The sequence below is a fragment of the Streptomyces sp. NPDC091972 genome (assembly GCF_044756385.1).
Taxonomy (GTDB): domain Bacteria; phylum Actinomycetota; class Actinomycetes; order Streptomycetales; family Streptomycetaceae; genus Streptomyces.
The window spans coordinates 16,399-32,750 of the sequence record NZ_JBIVSV010000015.1 but is presented as its reverse complement, the minus strand read 5'-3'; the positions used below and the strand labels follow the sequence as shown (position 1 = coordinate 32,750).

The following is a 16,352-nucleotide window of genomic DNA, read 5'->3' as shown; positions in this document are numbered from 1 at the left end:
CCCGCGGAGATCGCGCCGGTCACGCTGGTCGGCCCGTTCGTCCGCCGGGGGTCCGGGGCTCATCCCCCCGGGCACGGCAGTAGCCGTGGCCGACGCGGTCGCCCTCCTCGGGTCCGTGCCGGTTCCGGTGGTCACGGCGTCCGGTGCCGCCCCCGCCTGCTCGGTGGAGCATTTCGTCACCGGTCAGCGGGACAGCGGCTTCCAGGGGTCCGTGCTCGTCACCAACAACACGGGCGGCGTGCGCAGTTGCCCGGGCGTCGAACCCGCGCCCGCTCGGATTCGACGCACCCCGCCTCGACGCGCAGTGCCGACCTGTTCGACGAGCCCTGCCGGACCGCGCCACCTGCCCGGACATCGGGTACCGGGCCGCCGGCATGCGGGACCTCGTCGACAGCGTCCGGGGCACCGGCGCCGCCGACCTGATCCCGGCCGGCGGTGTCGCCCGCCCGGAACACCTGGGACTGCCCCTCGGGGCCGTCCCTGATCAGCAGCGACTGCACATCCACAGCGTTCGGCACCGGGCTGCGTGACCGTCTGCGCGCCCTGAACGGACCGCACCCGGTCACCGGACCGCACCCGCTCCACCACCCGCTCGACGGACAACTCCCGCGAACGAGAAGGAAACCCGCACTCATGAGTCGTACGAGAACAGCGCTCCTCGCTGCCCTGGCGCTCGTCGCCGGGGCCTCCGGGACCGCGCTCGCCGTGACCCCCGGGGACGCAGGTATCGCCGCCGTCCCCTGCACCGTGGACTACAAGGTGCAGAACCAGTGGGACACCGGATTCACCGCCGCCGTCACGATCACCAACAACAGCGCCGCCAAGTCGAGTTGGTCGCTGAAGTGGTCGTACGCCGGGAACCAGAAGGTCACCAGCGGCTGGAACGCCAAGATCAGTCAGAGCGGAACGGCCGTCACCGCCGCCAACGAGAGCTACAACGGCACGCTCCCCACCGGTGGTTCGGCCAGCTTCGGCTTCCAGGGCTCCTACAGCGGCACCAACGCCGTGCCGGCCACGTTCACCCTCGACGGGGTGACCTGCAACGTCGACGGCGGCGGCCCCACCGACCCGGGCCCGACCGACCCCGGCACCCCGGGCACCCGGGTCGACAACCCGTACGCGGGCGCCAAGGTGTACGTGAATCCCGAGTGGTCCGCCAACGCCGCCGCGGAACCGGGGGGCAGCCGCATCTCCAACCAGCCCACCGGCGTGTGGCTGGACCGGATCGCCGCGATCAACGGCACCGGCGGCAAGATGGGACTGCGCGCCCATCTCGACGAGGCGCTGAAGCAGAAGGGCTCGGGAGAGCTCGTCGTCCAGCTGGTCATCTACGACCTGCCCGGACGCGACTGCTCGGCCCTCGCCTCCAACGGCGAACTGGGCCCGACGGAGATCGACAAGTACAAGACGCAGTACATCGACCCGATCGCCGCGATCCTCGCCGACCCCAAGTACGCCTCGCTGCGGATCGTCAACACGGTCGAGATCGACTCGCTGCCGAGCCTCGTCACCAACGTCACGCCGCGGGCCACGGCCACCGCGAACTGCGACACGATGAAGGCCAACGGCAACTACGTCAAGGGCGTCGGCTACGCGCTCAACAAGCTCGGTGACGCCCCCAACGTCTACAACTACGTGGACGCCGGGCACCACGGCTGGCTCGGCTGGGACGACAACTTCTCCGCGACCGTCCAGCAGATCAAGCAGGCCGCCACCGCCGAGGGCGCCACGATCAACGACGTGCAGGGCTTCATCACCAACACCGCCAACTACAGCGCGCTGAAGGAGCCGAACTTCACCATCAACGACTCCGTGAACGGCAAGTCCGTGCGCGAGTCGAAGTGGGTCGACTGGAACCGGTACGTCGACGAGCTCTCCTACGCCCAGGCGTTCCGGCAGGAGGCCGTGAACCAGGGCTTCCCGGCGGGCGTCGGCATGCTGATCGACACCTCCCGCAACGGCTGGGGCGGCTCCGCCCGGCCCACCGGCCCCGGTGCCATGACCGACGTGGACACCTACGTCAACGGCGGCAAGATCGACCGGCGCATCCACGTCGGCAACTGGTGCAACCAGGCGGGTGCCGGTCTCGGTGAGCGTCCGAAGGCCAGCCCGGCCGCCGGGATCGACGCCTACGTGTGGATCAAGCCTCCGGGTGAGTCCGACGGGGCCAGCTCGGCCGTCCCGAACGACGAGGGCAAGGGCTTCGACCGGATGTGCGACCCGACGTACACCGGCAACCCGCGGAACAACAACAACATGTCCGGTGCGCTGCCGAACGCCCCGCTGTCGGGGCACTGGTTCTCCGCGCAGTTCCAGGAGCTCATGAAGAACGCGTACCCGGCGCTGTAGTCCGCCGACCACGGGACGCGACACCCCCGCCGGGGTCCGGTCAGTGCTCCTTGGCCAGGCCCCGGCGGATCGCGTACTCCACCGCCGAGTAGTCGCCGTCCGGCCGGTCCAGCACGTGCGGCCGCGCCGTGAGCAGTGGCGGCTGTGCCATGAAACGGGGGTTCGTGCCGTGGTGGGGCTGGGCCGCGTGCACGAGGAAGGGATGGCAGAGGTAGACGTCGCCGGGGCTGCCGGTGGCGTGGGCGAGCGGGCGGTGGGCCGAGGCCTCGGCGACCGCGGGGCCCGACTCCAGGAAGGACGCGCCCTGTTCGCCGTACGGCTCCAGGACCGCGGGGACGTCGAGATGGGAGCCCACCCTGATGCGGGTCGGGGCGTCCGCCTCGGTGACCTCGCTGAACAGGAACAGCATCAGCAGGGCGCGGTCCCGGGACCGCAGATTGGTGTGGTACATCCCGGCCGGGGCGCCCTCGGGGAGGTAGCTGCCCTCGATGTGCCAGCCCGCGTCGTCGGGTTCCTCCGCGTGCGGAAACCGCAACGGGAAGCTGCCCAGTGAGTAGCGGGACTGCCAGCGGTCCTCGCCCACCAGCAGGTCGAACGCCTCGTGCAGGACCGGAGTGTTGGCGGCCGCCGCGAACGGGCCCTGCGCCATGTCGGCCACCCAGACCACCGGGTCCTTCCAGGTGGCCCGGTCCTCACGGTCGTAGCCCGTCTCCCGCCACAGCAGCGACGCGCAGTGCTGGGCGACGCGGGGCGGGAAGGCGCCCTCGATCCGTACGAAGCCGTCGTCGAGGAAGCGCTCCACCAGTTCGTCGTCCATGGGGTCATCGTGGGGGACCGGCGGGGGCGGGCGCATCCCCTTTTCTTTGCGTCCGCTTTGCCGTGCTTTTTGCTGTCGTGGCAACATCGCTGGTGTCATCGCGGTGCGTCGGCGCACGCTGGCCGCATCCCGAGGAGAGGCTGGCACCATGGCGCACGATCACGACGAGCACGGTCACGACGAGCACGGTCACGTCCACGGTGGTCACCACCACGACCACACCGACATCGACTGGTCCAGGATGGCCGAACACCTGGAGACCCAGGCCGAACTCTTCACCCCCCTCTACGAGCGGGCGCTGGCCTGGCTCGGGCACAAGCAGACCGAGCCGGGGCTGGTCGTCGACGCGGGCAGCGGGCCCGGGGTGCTGTCCTGTCTGCTCGCCGAGGCGTTCCCGGCGGCCCGGGTGGTCGCCGTCGACGGTGCCGAGCCGCTGCTTCAGCGGGCCCGGGCCCGGGCCGAGCGGCTCGGGGTCGCCGACCGCTTCGGCACCCTCACCGGTGAACTGCCGGGCATCCTCGACGACTTGGACTACCCCGTCGACCTGCTCTGGGCCAGCCGGAGCCTGCACCACCTGGGCGACCAGCGGGCCGGCATCGCCGCGTTCGCCTCCCGGCTGGCGCGGGGCGGCACCCTGGCGTTGATGGAGGGCGGACTGCCGGCACGCTTCCTGCCCCGGGACATCGGGATCGGACGGCCCGGGCTCCAGGCGCGGCTGGACGCGCTGGAGGAGGAGTGGTTCGCGCAGATGCGCGCGGACCTGCCCGACTCCGTCCCGGAGGTCGAGGACTGGCCCGCGCTGATGGCCTCCGCCGGGCTGCGGCACACCGGGACGCGCAGCTTCATGCTGGACCTTCCGGCACCGACGACCGACCGGGCCCGTGCGTACGTCGCCGCGTCGCTGGGCCGGTTGCGGGACGTCTTCGCGGACCACCTGGACGCGGACGACCGCACCACCCTCGACCGGCTGCTCGACCCCGAGGACACGGCGAGCGTGCACCGCCGGGCGGACGTGTTCCTGCTGGCGGCGCACACGGTGCACACGGCGGTGCGGACCGGCTGAGGAGGGGACACCGCAGGCGTGCGCTGCGGCACTTGACTTCGAGAGCGCTTCAACTGATGTACTCCCCGGCGTCCACGAGTTGACGCAGACGCACAGCAGACACACAGGGGGAAGCCATGTCCGAATCACCGGTCGCGCTCATCACCGGCGGTGGCAGCGGTATCGGGGCCGCGGTCGCGCGGCAACTGCTCGACGCGGGGCACCGGGTGGCCGTCACCGGTCGTGGGGAGCCGCGGCTGCGGGCCTTCGCCGAGGAACTGGGCAACCCGGAGGGGCTGTTGACGTTCGTCGGCAACGCGGCCGAGTACGGCGACGTCAGGGCCGCCGTGGACGGCACGCTCAAGGAGTTCGGCCGGCTGGACACGGTCGTGGCCAACGCGGGCTTCGCCACCCATGACACCGTGGCCGCGGGAGACCCGGCCGGCTGGTCCGAGATGGTGCTGACCAACGTGCTCGGCCCCGCCCTCCTGATCCGCGCCTCCATCGACGCGCTCAAGGAGAGCCGCGGCCGGATCGTCCTGGTCGGCAGCGTCGCCGGGTTCGTGCACACGCCCGGCAACATCTACGGGGCGACGAAGTGGGCGGTGACCGGGCTCGCCGAGAACACCCGCCGTGAGGTCACCGAGTTCGGTGTCGGCGTCACCCTGATCGCCCCCGGCCGGACGGAGACGCCGTTCTGGGACAGTTACGGCAGCCTGCCGCCGGGGCACCTGCTCACCGCGGACCAGATCGCCGCCTCGGTCGTGTGGGCCGTACGGCAGCCGGAGGGCGTCGACATCAACACCGTGGTCGTCCGGCCGGTCGGGCAGCCCGTCTGAGCCGCGGGGCACCGGACGCACGACGGCCGGCGGCGGGACCCTGATCCAGGGGCCCGCCGCCGGCCGAACCGCTGTGCCGTCAGGCGGCGTTGAACGTCGCCGGGTCCGGGCCGAGGCGCCTGTCCTCGTTGAGCGCCCTGATCGCCGCCAGGTCCTCGTCGTCCAGGCTGAAGTCGAAGACCTCGATGTTCTCCTTGATCCGGGACGGGGTCACGGACTTGGGGATGACCACGTTGCCCAGCTGGAGGTGCCAGCGCAGCACGATCTGGGCCGGGGTGCGGCCGTGCTTCTGGGCGATGGCCACGACGGCCGGGACCTCCAGGAGGCCCTTGCCGGAGCCGAGCGGCGACCAGGCCTCGGTCGCGATGCCCTGCTCCGCGTGGTACTCGCGTGCGGCGTGCTGCTGGAGGTGCGGGTGCAGCTCGATCTGGTCGACGGCCGGGACGACGGACGTCTCGGCGATCAGCCGCTTCAGGTGCTCGGGTTCGAAGTTGGAGACGCCGATGGCCTTGATCCGGCCGTCCGCGTACAGCTTCTCGAACGCCTTGTAGCTGTCGACGTACAGGTCGCGTGCGGGCGTGGGCCAGTGGATCAGGTACAGGTCGACGTAGTCCAGGCCGAGCTTGTCCAGCGAGGTGTCGAAAGCGCGCAGGGTCGAGTCGTAGCCCTGGTCGCTGTTCCAGAGCTTGGTCGTGACGAAGATGTCCTCACGGGCCACTCCGGAGGCCGCGATGGCCTTTCCGGTGCCCGTTTCGTTGCCGTAGATCGCCGCTGTGTCGATGCTGCGGTACCCGGCCTCGAGCGCGGTGGCGACGGCGCGTTCGGCCTCGTCGTCCGGCACCTGCCAGACGCCGAAACCGAGCTGGGGCATCTCGACGCCGTTGTTGAGGATGATCGGGGGGACCTTGCTGCTCACGAGCTCTTGATCCTTACGGTTGTCGTCAGATGGTTCTCCCATCGTCAACGATCACAAGCCGTGATGCATTCCTGACGGGAGAATCCGTCCGGTCACTTTGGTCCGGACCATTGACCGCCAACGGCCCTGCGGCGACTCTGGATTGTGTCACTGAACGCCGTACATGAATGTGAACACCGCCGATCTGTGAGGTGATGTATGTCATGAGCACATCCAGAAGGGCACTGCTGGGCGCCGCCCTCGCCGGGGCCGCGGGAGCGGCGGCCGGCCTGCCCGCCGCCACGGCCGCGCACGCCGCCTCCTGGCAGCAGAAGTGGGCGCCGACCGCGAGCGGTGACGGCCTCGGCGCCTTCGAGACGGTCGAGGACGACCGGGCCGACTCGCACCCCGGCGGACAGCCCCACATCTACGCCACCGGCAACAACTGGCGCTTCAACATCCACATGGCCGACCGCGACACCTCGACCGACCGCCAGCGCCAGGAGGTCACCGGGCTGCGCACCAGCGGCAGCAGCTACCTGCGGTGGACCGAGGGCCAGACCTGGCGGGTCACCTACTCGATGTACATCCCGAGCTCCCTGAAGGCGACCACCAGCTTCACCCACATCATGCAGATGAAGCAGCCGGGCACCGGCACCTCGCCGATCGTCGTGCAGTCCCTGCGGCGGGTGAACGGGGCGCAGACCATCGAACTGAAGCTGTTCGACAGCGACACCCTGGTGGGCCGCACCAGCCTCGACCCGCTGCACGACAGGTGGACCGACGTCGACTTCCAGATCAAGGTGGGCAACGGCTCGGCGGGCTCGGTCCGTTGGATCCTCAGGTCGGGCGGCGCCACGGTGGTCGACGCGTCGAAGACCGGGGTCGACACCTTCCTGGCGGACCGGGTGCGCCCGAAGTGGGGCATCTACCGCTCCCTGGGTGACACCTCGGGGTCCCTCCAGGACACCTATCTGCTGCTGACCGACCTGCGCGGCTACCAGCTCGTGTGAGACGGCTCAGGCCCGGTACAGCGCCTCGACCTCGTTCGCGTACGCCGTCTCGATCGCCTTGCGCTTCAGCTTCAGCGACGGCGTCAGCAGCCCGTGCTCCTCGGTGAAGGGCTGCGCCAGGATGCGGAAGGTGCGGATCGACTCGGCCTGCGAGACCAGGGTGTTGGCGGCCACCACCGCGCGCCGCACCTCGGTCTCCAGGTCGGCGTCGCGCACGAGCTCGGCCGGGGACATCCGGGGCTTGTCGCGCATCCCCAGCCAGTGCTCGACCGCCTCCTGGTCGAGGGTGACGAGGGCGGCGACGTAGGGCCGGTCGTTGCCCACGACGATGCACTGCGAGACCAGCGGATGGTCGCGGACCCGCTCCTCCAGCACGCCGGGGGAGACGCTCTTGCCGCCGGAGGTGACGAGGATCTCCTTCTTGCGGCCGGTGATGGTGAGGTAGCCGTCCTCGTCGAGGAAGCCGAGGTCGCCGGTGGCGAGCCAGCCGTCGTGCAGGGCCTCGTCGGTGGCCTTCTCGTTGTTGAGGTAGCCCTGGAAGACGTTGGCGCCGTGCAGCCAGACCTCGCCGTCGTCCGCGATGTGCACGGTCATGCCCGGGATGGGCTGGCCGACCGTGCCGTAGCGGGTGCGCTCGGGCGGGTTGGCGGTGGCGGCCGCCGTGGACTCGGTGAGGCCGTACCCCTCGTAGATGTGCACGCCCGCGCCGGCGAAGAACAGGCCCAGCTTGCGGTCCATGGCCGAACCGCCGGTCATGGCGTGTCTGATGCGGCCGCCCATGGCCGCCCGCATCTTGGAGTAGACGAGCTTGTCGAAGAGCTGGTGCTGCATCCGCAGCCCCGCCGAGGGGCCGGGACCGACGCCCCAGGCCTTGGCCTCCATGGCGTCCGCGTACTTCACCGCCACGTCGACGGCCTTCTCGAAGGGGCCGGCCTTCCCTTCCTTCTCGGCCTTGCGGCGGGAGGCGTTGAACACCTTCTCGAAGATGTACGGCACCCCGAGGAAGAAGGTCGGCTTGAACGCGGCGAGGTCCGGCAGCAGGGCGGCCGCGTTCATCTGCGGCTGGTGGCCGAAGCGGACCCCGCCGCGGATCGCCGCGACCTGGACCATCCGGCCGAAGACGTGCGCGAGCGGCAGGAACAGCAGGGTCGCCGCCTCGTCGCCCTTCTTGGAGTGGAACACCGGCTCCCAGCGCTCGATGACGGTGTCCGCCTCGTACATGAAGTTGCCGTGGGTGATGACACAGCCCTTGGGACGGCCGGTGGTGCCCGAGGTGTAGATGATCGTCGCGACCGAGTCCGGGGTGACCGCCTGGCGGTGGCGGTGCACCACCTCGTCCTCGATGGCGGCGCCGGCGTCGTACAGCTCCTGCACGGCGCCGGAGTCGAGCTGCCAGAGCCGGTGCAGTCGCGGGAGCCGGTCGATGACCGTGGCGATGGTCATCGCGTGGTCCTCGTGCTCCACGATCGCGGCCGTGCACTCGGCGTCGTACAGCGCCCAGAAGCACTGCTCGGCGGAGGAGGTGGGGTAGACCGGCACCACCTGCGCGCCGATCGTCCACAGCGCGAAGTCGAAGAGCGTCCACTCGTAGCGGGTGCGGGACATGATCGCGACCCGGTCACCGAAGCGGATGCCTTGGGCAAGCAATCCCTTGGCGAGGGCCATGACCTCGTCGCGGAACTCCGCCGAGGTCACGTCTCGCCACCGGCCGTTCTCGTCCTTGCGGCCGAGGGCGATGTGCACGGGGTCGTTCTGGGCATGCTCGAAGACGACGTCGGCCAGTCCGCCCACGGGGGGTGCCAACGCCAACGGAGGGTTGGTGAACTCGCGCAAACCCCGCTCCCCGCTCTCCCTGGCGCTCAGTGAAGCTCCGCACAGCGCCGTGAAAGCTACCCCACCCCGACAGCGGGCGGGAGGGGGGTCGAAGCCGAGGGGTGCTCACGTATGGCCAGGTCAGTACCGGAAAATGCCCTCACATGGGGAAGGGTCGGACAGAAAACTGACGGTTGAGTAAGTTTCGGTGCCGTAATCTCCACGGAATCTGTACGTCCCGGTTACGGCTCGCCGCGCTGGTGAAACGGTTGCCCACGACGAGGTGCCGCCTTCTCTTCCCTCAGCGCCACCGACCCGCGATGCGTCACTCGGCCGAAGCCCTCACCCCCGGTGCAGCCGGTCCCCGCCCGCCAGGATCGCGGCGGCGAGCGCCTCGGCCGCCCCCTGCGCGGCCGTCCGCCGGCGGCCGTGCACCAGCACGAAGTCCACCCGCCCCAGCTCCGGCAGCCCGAACCGGTCGGGCACCTCCACCAGCCCCGGCGGCACCAGCCCCCGGGAGTGCGCCATCACCCCCAGCCCCGCCCGCGCCGCGGCGATCAGGCCGTTCAGGCTTCCGCTGGTGCACACGATCCGCCACTCCCGCCCCTGCCGCTCCAGGGCCTCGAGAGCCAGCGTCCGGGTGATCCCCGGCGGCGGGTAGACGATCAGCGGCACCGGACGGTCCGCGTCCGGGCGGAGCCGCTCCGCGCCGATCCACACCAGCCGGTCGTGCCACACCAGCTCACCGCGGGGGTCCTCGGGCCGCCGCTTGGCGAGCACGAGGTCGAGCTTCCCGGCCGCCAGTCGTTCGTGCAGCGTGCCCGACAGCTCGACCGTCAGCTCCAGGTCCACCTCGGGGTGGTCGTACCGGAAGCCCTCGAGGATCTCCGGCAGCCGGGTGAGCACGAAGTCCTCCGACGCCCCGAACCGCAGCCGCCCGCGCAGACGGGTGCCGGTGAAGAACGCCGTCGCCTGGTCGTGCACCTCCAGGATCCGCCGGGCGAACCCCAGCATCGCCTCGCCGTCCTCCGTCAGCTCCACGGAGTGGGTGTCCCGGGTGAAGAGCTGACGCCCCGCGGCCTCCTCCAGGCGCCGTACGTGCTGGCTCACCGTCGACTGGCGCAGCCCCAGCCGCCGGGCGGCCTGGGTGAAGCTCAGGGTCTGCGCCACCGCCAGGAAGGTGCGCAACTGCGACGGGTCGTACACGGCCCCAGGTTATCGCGGAACATGATGACAGTCAGAGTGGTATGCGGGATTCCCGATCAAGGGGTGAGGGAGGACGATGGAGGGGGACCCTCCGGCCTGAGGGAGGTGTCCGCCATGACCCCGTACCGTCGTCGAACACGAGCAAGTGGAGCACCGTGAAGCGCCTCAAGTGGCCGGCCTGGATGCCGGTCGACCCGTACATCCTGCTGCTGCTCGGCACGGTGGGCCTCGCCGCCCTCGTACCGGCGCGCGGGACCACCGCGGACGTGGCCTCCGGAGCCTCCACGGCGGCGATCGCCTTCCTCTTCTTCCTGTACGGCGCCCGTCTGTCCACCCGTGAGGCCCTGGACGGCCTCAAGCACTGGCGCCTGCACGTCACGGTCCTCGCCTGCACGTTCGTGATCTTCCCGCTGCTGGGCCTGGCCGCCCGCGGCCTCGTCCCGGTCTTCCTGACCGACCCCCTCTACCAGGGCCTGCTCTTCCTCACCCTGGTCCCCTCCACCATCCAGTCCTCGATCGCCTTCACCTCGATCGCCCGCGGCAACGTGCCCGCCGCGATCTGCGCCGGCTCCTTCTCCTCCCTGGTCGGCATCGTCATCACCCCGCTCCTCGCGGCCGCCCTGCTCGGCAGCAGCGGCGGCGGGTTCTCGGCGGACTCGCTCCTGGAGATCGTGCTCCAGCTGCTGGTGCCGTTCCTGGCGGGCCAGTTGACGCGCCGCTGGATCGGCGGCTTCATCACCCGCCACAAGAAGATCCTCGGCCTGGTCGACCGCGGGTCGATCCTGCTGGTCGTCTACACCGCGTTCAGCGAGGGCATGGTCCAGGGCATCTGGCACCAGGTGAGCCCGCTCAGGCTCGGCGGGCTCCTGATCGTCGAGGCCGTCCTGCTCGCCCTGATGCTCGCCCTGACCTGGTACGGCGCCAAGGCGCTGCGCTTCGACCGCGAGGACCGCATCGCCATCCAGTTCGCCGGCTCGAAGAAGTCCCTCGCCTCCGGACTCCCCATGGCCAGCGTCCTGTTCGGCGCGCACGCCTCGCTCGCCGTGCTGCCGCTGATGCTCTTCCACCAGATGCAGTTGATGGTCTGCGCGGTGATCGCCAAGCGCCGCTCGCACGACCCCGTCGCGGAGGAGTCCCGGGAGGTCAGTGCGCGGGAGTCAGCCGCAGCGTCACGAACCGCGGTCGGTACAGCGCGACGTTCCGGTTGAGCTGGGCCGAAGCGAGGTCCGTCTCCAGCCGGTTGACGTCGTAACTGAGCACCAGCCGCCCCCCGCCGCTGAGTTCGGGGTGCGCCTGCGGGTTGTAGGCGGCGACCTGACCGGAGGGCAGGGACGGGGTGAAGTCCTTGTCCGGACCGTGCCAGGGCCCGGTGGGGGAGCAGGACCAGTACGAGGTCACGGCCGCGAGCCCCTTCGCCCCCGCGGCCATGGTGAACAGCACGTACGTCCCCTCCCGCCGCACGACGGAGAAGGCGCTGCCCACGCCGGTGCGCCGCCCGTCCCCGAGCACCGGGTGCGGACGGGTGCCGGTCGTCCACCGCGAGCCGTCCCAGTACTCCCAGGCGCCCGGCGCGGCGAGCCCGCCCTCCGGCACCCGGGCCACGTACGCCGAGGACACGGCCCGGGACGCGGCCCGGCCGTCGTCGCCGCCGAAGACGTACGTCCACCCGCCGTCCCCGACCAGCGTGGTCCCGAACAGCACCCGCCGGGACGGGTCCGCCACCCGCTGCTCGTCGAGGATCTTCGTGATCGACTCGACACGCAGGCCGGGCAGCGAGAGCGTGGCGACCTCGGTGGCGGTCGGCACACCGTAGATCCAGGGGTACGGTCCCGCCGTCCGCACCCACAGCAGCACCCGGACGACCTGTTCGTCCGAGCCGGGGCTGCGGGGTTCCACGCGGGCCGCGACCGGCCAGCGCCACTGGTTCGGGCCCGGGTCCGGGAACAGGGGTGCCGGGAGGGTGCTCTCCAGCCGGCCGTCGCGCATCAGCACCGCCGAGTTGCGCACCAGAGGGGCGGTGGTGTCGCGCCAGGGGTGCGACTCGCCGAGCGGGCCGGGCGGGGCGTACACCTGGCCGAGGTAGGTGTCGGAGAACAGCCACAGCAGCCGCCCGTCGGGCAGCCGTACCGAGTGGGTGCCGTCGCCGCCGGTCCAGTCGTCGCCGCGGGCGCCGTCGTCGCCGTAGCGGGCGAACTCGCCGGTGAGCCGGTCGTCCGCCGACCAGGAGCCGACGGTGAGCGGTGTGCAGTCGCCGTCCCGCCCGCCGCCGTCCGGGAGGGCGGTGAGCAGCACGGCTCCGAGCACCAGCGCCAGCAGCAGACCGACGCCGGTGCCGGTCCGCTGTCGTGCTCGTGCGTCCTCGGGCACGGGTCGCGACGTTAGCGGCTGTCGTCCACCCGGTCCATGGGCAGCCACAGGACGGTGTCCGCCGGTCCGGCGTTCCCGCCGGTGATCTCGGCGTCGGTCAGAGCCCGGCGCCACACCCGGACCTCGTCGATCGCGCCGGTGAGGCGGGCCCGGCCGTCCACGCGCTGCCCGACGTGCACCCCGAACGGAGCGTTGCGGCTGACCGAGCCCGGCACGTCCGGTGTGCCGACCGCCCTGCCGTCGGCGAAGAGCGTGAGCCGGCCGCCGCCCCGGCGCAGGGCCAGGTGGTGCCACCGCCCGTCGTCGAACACGCCGCTCGCGCTCACCGACGCCGTCCGCACGGCCGTAGCGCCCTCCCGCACGGTGATCAGCCCGCGCACCCGTCCGCTTGCCGGCTCCCCGCGCAGCCACACCTGCGGCTGCCGGTCGCCGACGCCACCCATCCACAACAGCGGCTGCTCCCCGGCCCTGGCCGTGTACCTGAACCACAGGGACGCGGTGAAGTCCCCGGAACCGAGCGGGAGTTCCTCGCGGTACGGCAGCCGTACGGCGTCGTCGGCGCCGTCGAGCTCCAGGGCGCCGCCGACGACCCCGGCCGTCTCCCGGGCGCCGCCCAGCACGGCCGCGGGCGGCGCGAGGGGAGCGCGGTCGGGGGTGGTCGGGTCGGGGCCGCGGCGCGGTGCCAGGCGGTCCCCGGCGATGCGGGCGAAGCGGATCTCGTCGCGCGCGTCGGCGGTCCCGGCCTCGTACAGCAGGCCCACCGTGCCCTCGTCGGCCGGGGCCAGGTCGGAGTAGCCGGACCAGTCCTCGGTGACGACGGTGGCGCGGTCGGGGGTGTCCCAGGTGCGGCCGCCGTCGTAGGAGGAGCGGATCGTCATCGTGCGGCGGCGGTCCGGGTCCGCCGGGCAGGACAGCAGCAGACGCCCGCCGAAGTCCAGGGCGGCGCACTGGACCTGGGGTGCGGGGAGGTCCGGGAGGGTCCGGAACGGTGCGGTGAAGCTGTCACCGCCGTCCTCACTGACGGCCTGGGTGCGGTGGCCGAGGTCGGTGCCGTCCTGTTCGCGCCCGCTGACGAGGACCGAGCCGTCGGCGCGTTCGGCGACCGTGACCTCGGACGGCTTCTGCCGGAAGGTGCCGTCGGCGGCGACCGGCCAGGAGTCGGTGGCGCCCACCCGCCAGTGCGCGCCGCCGTCGTCGCTCACCACCAGCGCCGCGTGGTTCACGCTCACCCGGTCGCCGTCCCACGTCTCGGAGTTGACCCCGAACACCAGCCGCCCGGCGTGCGGGCCGCGGCTGAGCTGGATGCCGTGCACGGGGCCGGTGGCGTACCAGGAGACCGGCTGTGGGGGCAGGATCGAGGCGCTCAGGCCGCGGGGCGCGGACCAGGTGCGGCCGTCGTCGTCGCTGTACTGGAGGTGCGGGGTGCGGTCGCAGGGCATCCGGCAGTTGCCGCCGTCCGCACGGCCCGTGTTGTAGGTCTCGGCGAGCAGGACGCGGCCTGTCGTACGGTCCACGACCGGGGCCGGGTTGCCGTGGGTGTCGCCGTCCCCCTCGGTGACCACCTGAAGGGGGCCCCAGGTGCGGCCGCCGTCGGTGGACCGTTTGAGGACGATGTCGATGTCGCCGGCGTCCCCGCAGTCGAGGACGCGTCCCTCGGCGAACGCGAGGAGGGTGCCCGCGGCGGTCCGGACGATCGCCGGGATGCGGAAGCAGGCGTACCCCGGGTCCCGGTCCGCCTTGAAGAGGACCTGCTGCTCCAACCCTGTTGCGACGGTGGGGCGTTGGGCGTGGACGGTGCCCGGCAGGGCGAGGAGGGCGAGCAGGGCGCCGGTGGCGGGGACGGCGGTCAGGGGGGATCTCAGACGTGCGCGGCTCGACGGCACGGGCACCCTTTCAGTTTCCGTTCATCCGGAAATGCGACATTCCGGTCACGGACCGTAGTTGTGCACCCCGCGCCCCACAAGAACCCCGCGCGTGTCCGTCACGGATGGAGTACGACCTTCCCCAGGTTGCGGCGCCCCTCGATCACCTCGTGCGCCTTCGCGGCGTCTTCCAGGGCGAACTCCCCGTGCACGGCGGTCCGAAGGGCGCCGTCCAGGAACAGCAGCCACAGCTCCCGCCGCCACCGCTCGTACAACTCCGGGCGCTCACGGGCGATCCGCGCCATCTGGAAGCCGGTCACGGTCCTGGCGCCGACGAGGAGGTCGTACGCCTGGATCGTCCCGCCGCCCGAGCTGTACGCCACCAGCCGCCCGCCCGGCGCCAGGGCGGCGAGCGCCGGGGTGAGCAGCTCGCCACCGACCGCGTCGAGGACGTAGTCGACGGGATCTCCCCAACTGCCGTCCCCGTAGAGGGTGGTGGCGTCGGCGCCGAGTGAGCGCACGAAGTCCGCCTTGGCCGGGTCGGAGACCGCGCCCACCACCCGGGAGGCACCCCGGATCCGTGCGAGCTGCACGGCGAGGTGGCCGACCCCGCTCGCCGCCGCCGTGACCAGTGCCGTCTCCCCCGGCTCGGGGCGTGCGGCCTCCAGGGCGCCCAGGGCGACCAGTCCGCTGCGGACCAGGGCGACCGCGTCGACCGGTGAGGCGCCGTCGGGAATCGGCGAGGCCATGGCCTCGTGGAGCAGTGCGAAGTCGGCGTAGCCGTGGCCGAAGCACAGCCCCGTGACCCGCTCGCCGGGACGGAAGCGGGTGGCCGCCGCGCCCACGGACACCACCTCGCCCGCGAGCTCGCCGCCGAGCGGGACCGGCTCTGCTGCCTCGGCCACCTTGCGCACCACGGGGAGCGTGACCCCGACCGCCTCGCAGCGCACGAGGAGTTCGCCCGGACCCGGCTCGGGGACCGGTGCCTCCTCCAGGAACAGCGGGCCGCCCGTGGACCCGTAACGGACACGACGCATCGACCGACCTCCCGTGAATTCATTGGGGTTCCCAACGATAGTCGGTCGATCGTTGGGAGGTCCAACGAATGGTGGCTAGGCTGGCCGCATGGCCGAAGCACCCCTGCCCGCGATCCGCTCCCTCCCCAGTTGGCTCCTCGGTCGTGCCGCCGCCCGCGGACGGGCCCTGGTGGCCGAGGCGCTGGCCGCCGAGGGCATGAAGATGTGGCACCACGTGGTGCTCTCCGCCGTCCGCGACCTCGCCCCCGTCGCTCAGGCCGACCTCGGCCGCGCGGTGCGACTCGACCCCAAGGACCTGGTCGGCATCCTCAACGACCTCCAGTCCGCCGCACTCGTCCTGCGTGCGCCGGACCCCGCCGACCGCCGCAAGAACGCGGTGTCCCTCACGGACGAGGGGGCGCGGCTGCTGGAGCGCTGCGAGAAGGTCGCCCGCCGGGCCAACGACGAACTGCTCGCCCCCCTCTCTCCGGCCGAACGCGCCCGGTTCATGGACCTGTTGATCCGGATCTCCGGCACGGAGGGCTGACGGCGGATAACGTTCCGTCATGACCGGACCTCTCGCGCTCGATCCCGCACGCAGCGCCCTCGTACTCGTCGATCTGATGGACCGGATCCTCGCGCTGCCCCTGGAACCCCGCAAAGGCACCGAAGTCCTCACCACCGCCCAGGAATTGGCGAACACCTTCCGTGAGGCCGGAGCGCCGGTGGTCCTGGTGCGCGTCGAACGGCCCGGCGTCGCCGACCAGCCGCCCGGCAGCGGGCTGGCGTCCGGGCTCGCCCGCCAAGGCGACATCGAGATCGTGAAGCGGACCATCGGCGCCTTCCAGGGCACGGAACTGGACGCGCGCCTGCGCCGACTCGGCGTCACCACACTGGTGTTCGGCGGGGTCGCCACCAACCTCGGCGTCGAGTCCACCGCCCGCGCCGCCCTCGACCTCGGCTACGACCTCGTCTTCGTGGCGGACGCCATGGCCGCGTTCACCGCCGCCGAGCACGAGGCCTCGACCCGGCTCGACTTCCCGCGTCTCGGCACGGTGGTGACGGCGGATCAGGTGCGCTTCCTGGCGGGGTGACCGCCCGGACCCGGACCCGGGCCCGGGCGGTCACCCCGTC

15 protein-coding genes are annotated in these 16,352 nt (G+C 71.7%); 8 read left to right on the top strand and 7 right to left on the bottom strand.

What is annotated here, in order from left to right:
- The first annotated feature begins 374 nt into the window (after window positions 1-374).
- Both ACIQJT_RS34500 and ACIQJT_RS34495 read left to right on the top strand, forming a co-directional pair.
- Entirely contained in the window at window positions 375-530 is a 156-nt protein-coding gene (locus tag ACIQJT_RS34500) for a hypothetical protein (RefSeq protein WP_402649715.1), read from the top strand.
- Between the two features lie 103 nt (window positions 531-633).
- Window positions 634-2,349 (top strand): glycoside hydrolase family 6 protein, encoded by a 1,716-nt coding sequence (locus tag ACIQJT_RS34495; protein ID WP_402649714.1) that lies wholly within the window; start codon window positions 634-636, stop codon window positions 2,347-2,349.
- A gap of 40 nt (window positions 2,350-2,389) precedes the next feature.
- Here the strand turns inward: ACIQJT_RS34495 and ACIQJT_RS34490 are convergent, their stop codons facing one another.
- Window positions 2,390-3,202, bottom strand: a complete 813-nt coding sequence (locus tag ACIQJT_RS34490; protein WP_402649713.1) for a phytanoyl-CoA dioxygenase family protein — start codon at window positions 3,200-3,202, stop codon at window positions 2,390-2,392.
- Window positions 3,203-3,314: 112 nt separating this feature from the next.
- On the opposite strand from ACIQJT_RS34490, the gene ACIQJT_RS34485 reads away from it, so the two are divergent.
- Together ACIQJT_RS34485 and ACIQJT_RS34480 are read left to right on the top strand one after the other, a co-directional pair.
- A complete protein-coding gene (locus tag ACIQJT_RS34485) occupies window positions 3,315-4,229 on the top strand; it encodes a class I SAM-dependent methyltransferase (protein ID WP_402649712.1) in 915 nt (304 codons plus the stop codon).
- 116 nt (window positions 4,230-4,345) lie between these two features.
- Window positions 4,346-5,047 carry an SDR family NAD(P)-dependent oxidoreductase gene (locus tag ACIQJT_RS34480; protein WP_365458737.1) on the top strand — a complete coding sequence of 234 codons (702 nt, stop codon included), beginning with the start codon at window positions 4,346-4,348 and terminating at the stop codon, window positions 5,045-5,047.
- Between the two features lie 79 nt (window positions 5,048-5,126).
- On the opposite strand, the gene ACIQJT_RS34475 is transcribed toward ACIQJT_RS34480, so the two are convergent.
- A complete protein-coding gene (locus tag ACIQJT_RS34475; protein WP_365458740.1) occupies window positions 5,127-5,963 on the bottom strand; it encodes an aldo/keto reductase in 837 nt (278 codons plus the stop codon).
- A 203-nt stretch (window positions 5,964-6,166) separates the two neighbouring features.
- Between ACIQJT_RS34475 and ACIQJT_RS34470 the strand changes: the two genes are divergently transcribed.
- A complete protein-coding gene (locus ACIQJT_RS34470; protein ID WP_402649711.1) occupies window positions 6,167-6,955 on the top strand; it encodes a heparin lyase I family protein in 789 nt (262 codons plus the stop codon).
- Window positions 6,956-6,961: 6 nt separating this feature from the next.
- On the opposite strand, the gene ACIQJT_RS34465 is transcribed toward ACIQJT_RS34470, so the two are convergent.
- Both ACIQJT_RS34465 and ACIQJT_RS34460 read right to left on the bottom strand, forming a co-directional pair.
- A complete protein-coding gene (locus ACIQJT_RS34465; RefSeq protein WP_365458746.1) occupies window positions 6,962-8,788 on the bottom strand; it encodes an AMP-dependent synthetase/ligase in 1,827 nt (608 codons plus the stop codon).
- 321 nt (window positions 8,789-9,109) lie between these two features.
- On the bottom strand, window positions 9,110-9,973 hold the full coding sequence (locus ACIQJT_RS34460; protein WP_365458749.1) for a LysR substrate-binding domain-containing protein: 864 nt from the start codon (window positions 9,971-9,973) through the stop codon (window positions 9,110-9,112).
- 182 nt (window positions 9,974-10,155) lie between these two features.
- On the opposite strand from ACIQJT_RS34460, the gene ACIQJT_RS34455 reads away from it, so the two are divergent.
- Window positions 10,156-11,181 carry a bile acid:sodium symporter family protein gene (locus tag ACIQJT_RS34455; RefSeq protein WP_402649912.1) on the top strand — a complete coding sequence of 342 codons (1,026 nt, stop codon included), beginning with the start codon at window positions 10,156-10,158 and terminating at the stop codon, window positions 11,179-11,181.
- Here the strand turns inward: ACIQJT_RS34455 and ACIQJT_RS34450 are convergent.
- The 3 genes from ACIQJT_RS34450 to ACIQJT_RS34440 form a co-directional block, all read right to left on the bottom strand.
- On the bottom strand, window positions 11,117-12,340 hold the full coding sequence (locus ACIQJT_RS34450) for a DUF4185 domain-containing protein (RefSeq protein WP_402649710.1): 1,224 nt from the start codon (window positions 12,338-12,340) through the stop codon (window positions 11,117-11,119). The two genes, ACIQJT_RS34455 and ACIQJT_RS34450, sit on opposite strands and share 65 nt — an antisense overlap.
- Window positions 12,341-12,351: 11 nt before the next feature.
- The gene (locus tag ACIQJT_RS34445) at window positions 12,352-14,223 is read right to left on the bottom strand and encodes an exo-alpha-sialidase (protein WP_402649911.1); all 1,872 of its coding nucleotides are present in this window, start codon (window positions 14,221-14,223) and stop codon (window positions 12,352-12,354) included.
- Window positions 14,224-14,321: 98 nt separating this feature from the next.
- Window positions 14,322-15,239 carry a zinc-binding alcohol dehydrogenase family protein gene (locus tag ACIQJT_RS34440; protein ID WP_402649709.1) on the bottom strand — a complete coding sequence of 306 codons (918 nt, stop codon included), beginning with the start codon at window positions 15,237-15,239 and terminating at the stop codon, window positions 14,322-14,324.
- 88 nt (window positions 15,240-15,327) lie between these two features.
- On the opposite strand from ACIQJT_RS34440, the gene ACIQJT_RS34435 reads away from it, so the two are divergent.
- Entirely contained in the window at window positions 15,328-15,765 is a 438-nt protein-coding gene (locus ACIQJT_RS34435) for a MarR family transcriptional regulator (protein WP_365458758.1), read from the top strand.
- Between the two features lie 19 nt (window positions 15,766-15,784).
- Window positions 15,785-16,312: an isochorismatase family protein gene (locus tag ACIQJT_RS34430; protein ID WP_402649708.1), complete on the top strand. Its 528-nt coding sequence runs from the start codon at window positions 15,785-15,787 to the stop codon at window positions 16,310-16,312.
- Window positions 16,313-16,352 lie beyond the last annotated feature (40 nt).

What these genes read in the sequence shown, in the direction of transcription:
- ACIQJT_RS34500 (WP_402649715.1), top strand. Translation starts at nt 375, where the DNA reads ATGCGGGACCTCGTCGACAGCGTCCGGGGCACCGGCGCCGCCGACCTG.
- ACIQJT_RS34495 (WP_402649714.1), top strand. Translation starts at nt 634, where the DNA reads ATGAGTCGTACGAGAACAGCGCTCCTCGCTGCCCTGGCGCTCGTCGCC.
- ACIQJT_RS34490 (WP_402649713.1), bottom strand. Translation starts at nt 3,202, where the DNA reads ATGCGCCCGCCCCCGCCGGTCCCCCACGATGACCCCATGGACGACGAA.
- ACIQJT_RS34485 (WP_402649712.1), top strand. Translation starts at nt 3,315, where the DNA reads ATGGCGCACGATCACGACGAGCACGGTCACGACGAGCACGGTCACGTC.
- ACIQJT_RS34480 (WP_365458737.1), top strand. Translation starts at nt 4,346, where the DNA reads ATGTCCGAATCACCGGTCGCGCTCATCACCGGCGGTGGCAGCGGTATC.
- ACIQJT_RS34470 (WP_402649711.1), top strand. Translation starts at nt 6,167, where the DNA reads ATGAGCACATCCAGAAGGGCACTGCTGGGCGCCGCCCTCGCCGGGGCC.
- ACIQJT_RS34455 (WP_402649912.1), top strand. Translation starts at nt 10,156, where the DNA reads ATGCCGGTCGACCCGTACATCCTGCTGCTGCTCGGCACGGTGGGCCTC.
- ACIQJT_RS34440 (WP_402649709.1), bottom strand. Translation starts at nt 15,239, where the DNA reads ATGCGTCGTGTCCGTTACGGGTCCACGGGCGGCCCGCTGTTCCTGGAG.
- ACIQJT_RS34435 (WP_365458758.1), top strand. Translation starts at nt 15,328, where the DNA reads ATGGCCGAAGCACCCCTGCCCGCGATCCGCTCCCTCCCCAGTTGGCTC.
- ACIQJT_RS34430 (WP_402649708.1), top strand. Translation starts at nt 15,785, where the DNA reads ATGACCGGACCTCTCGCGCTCGATCCCGCACGCAGCGCCCTCGTACTC.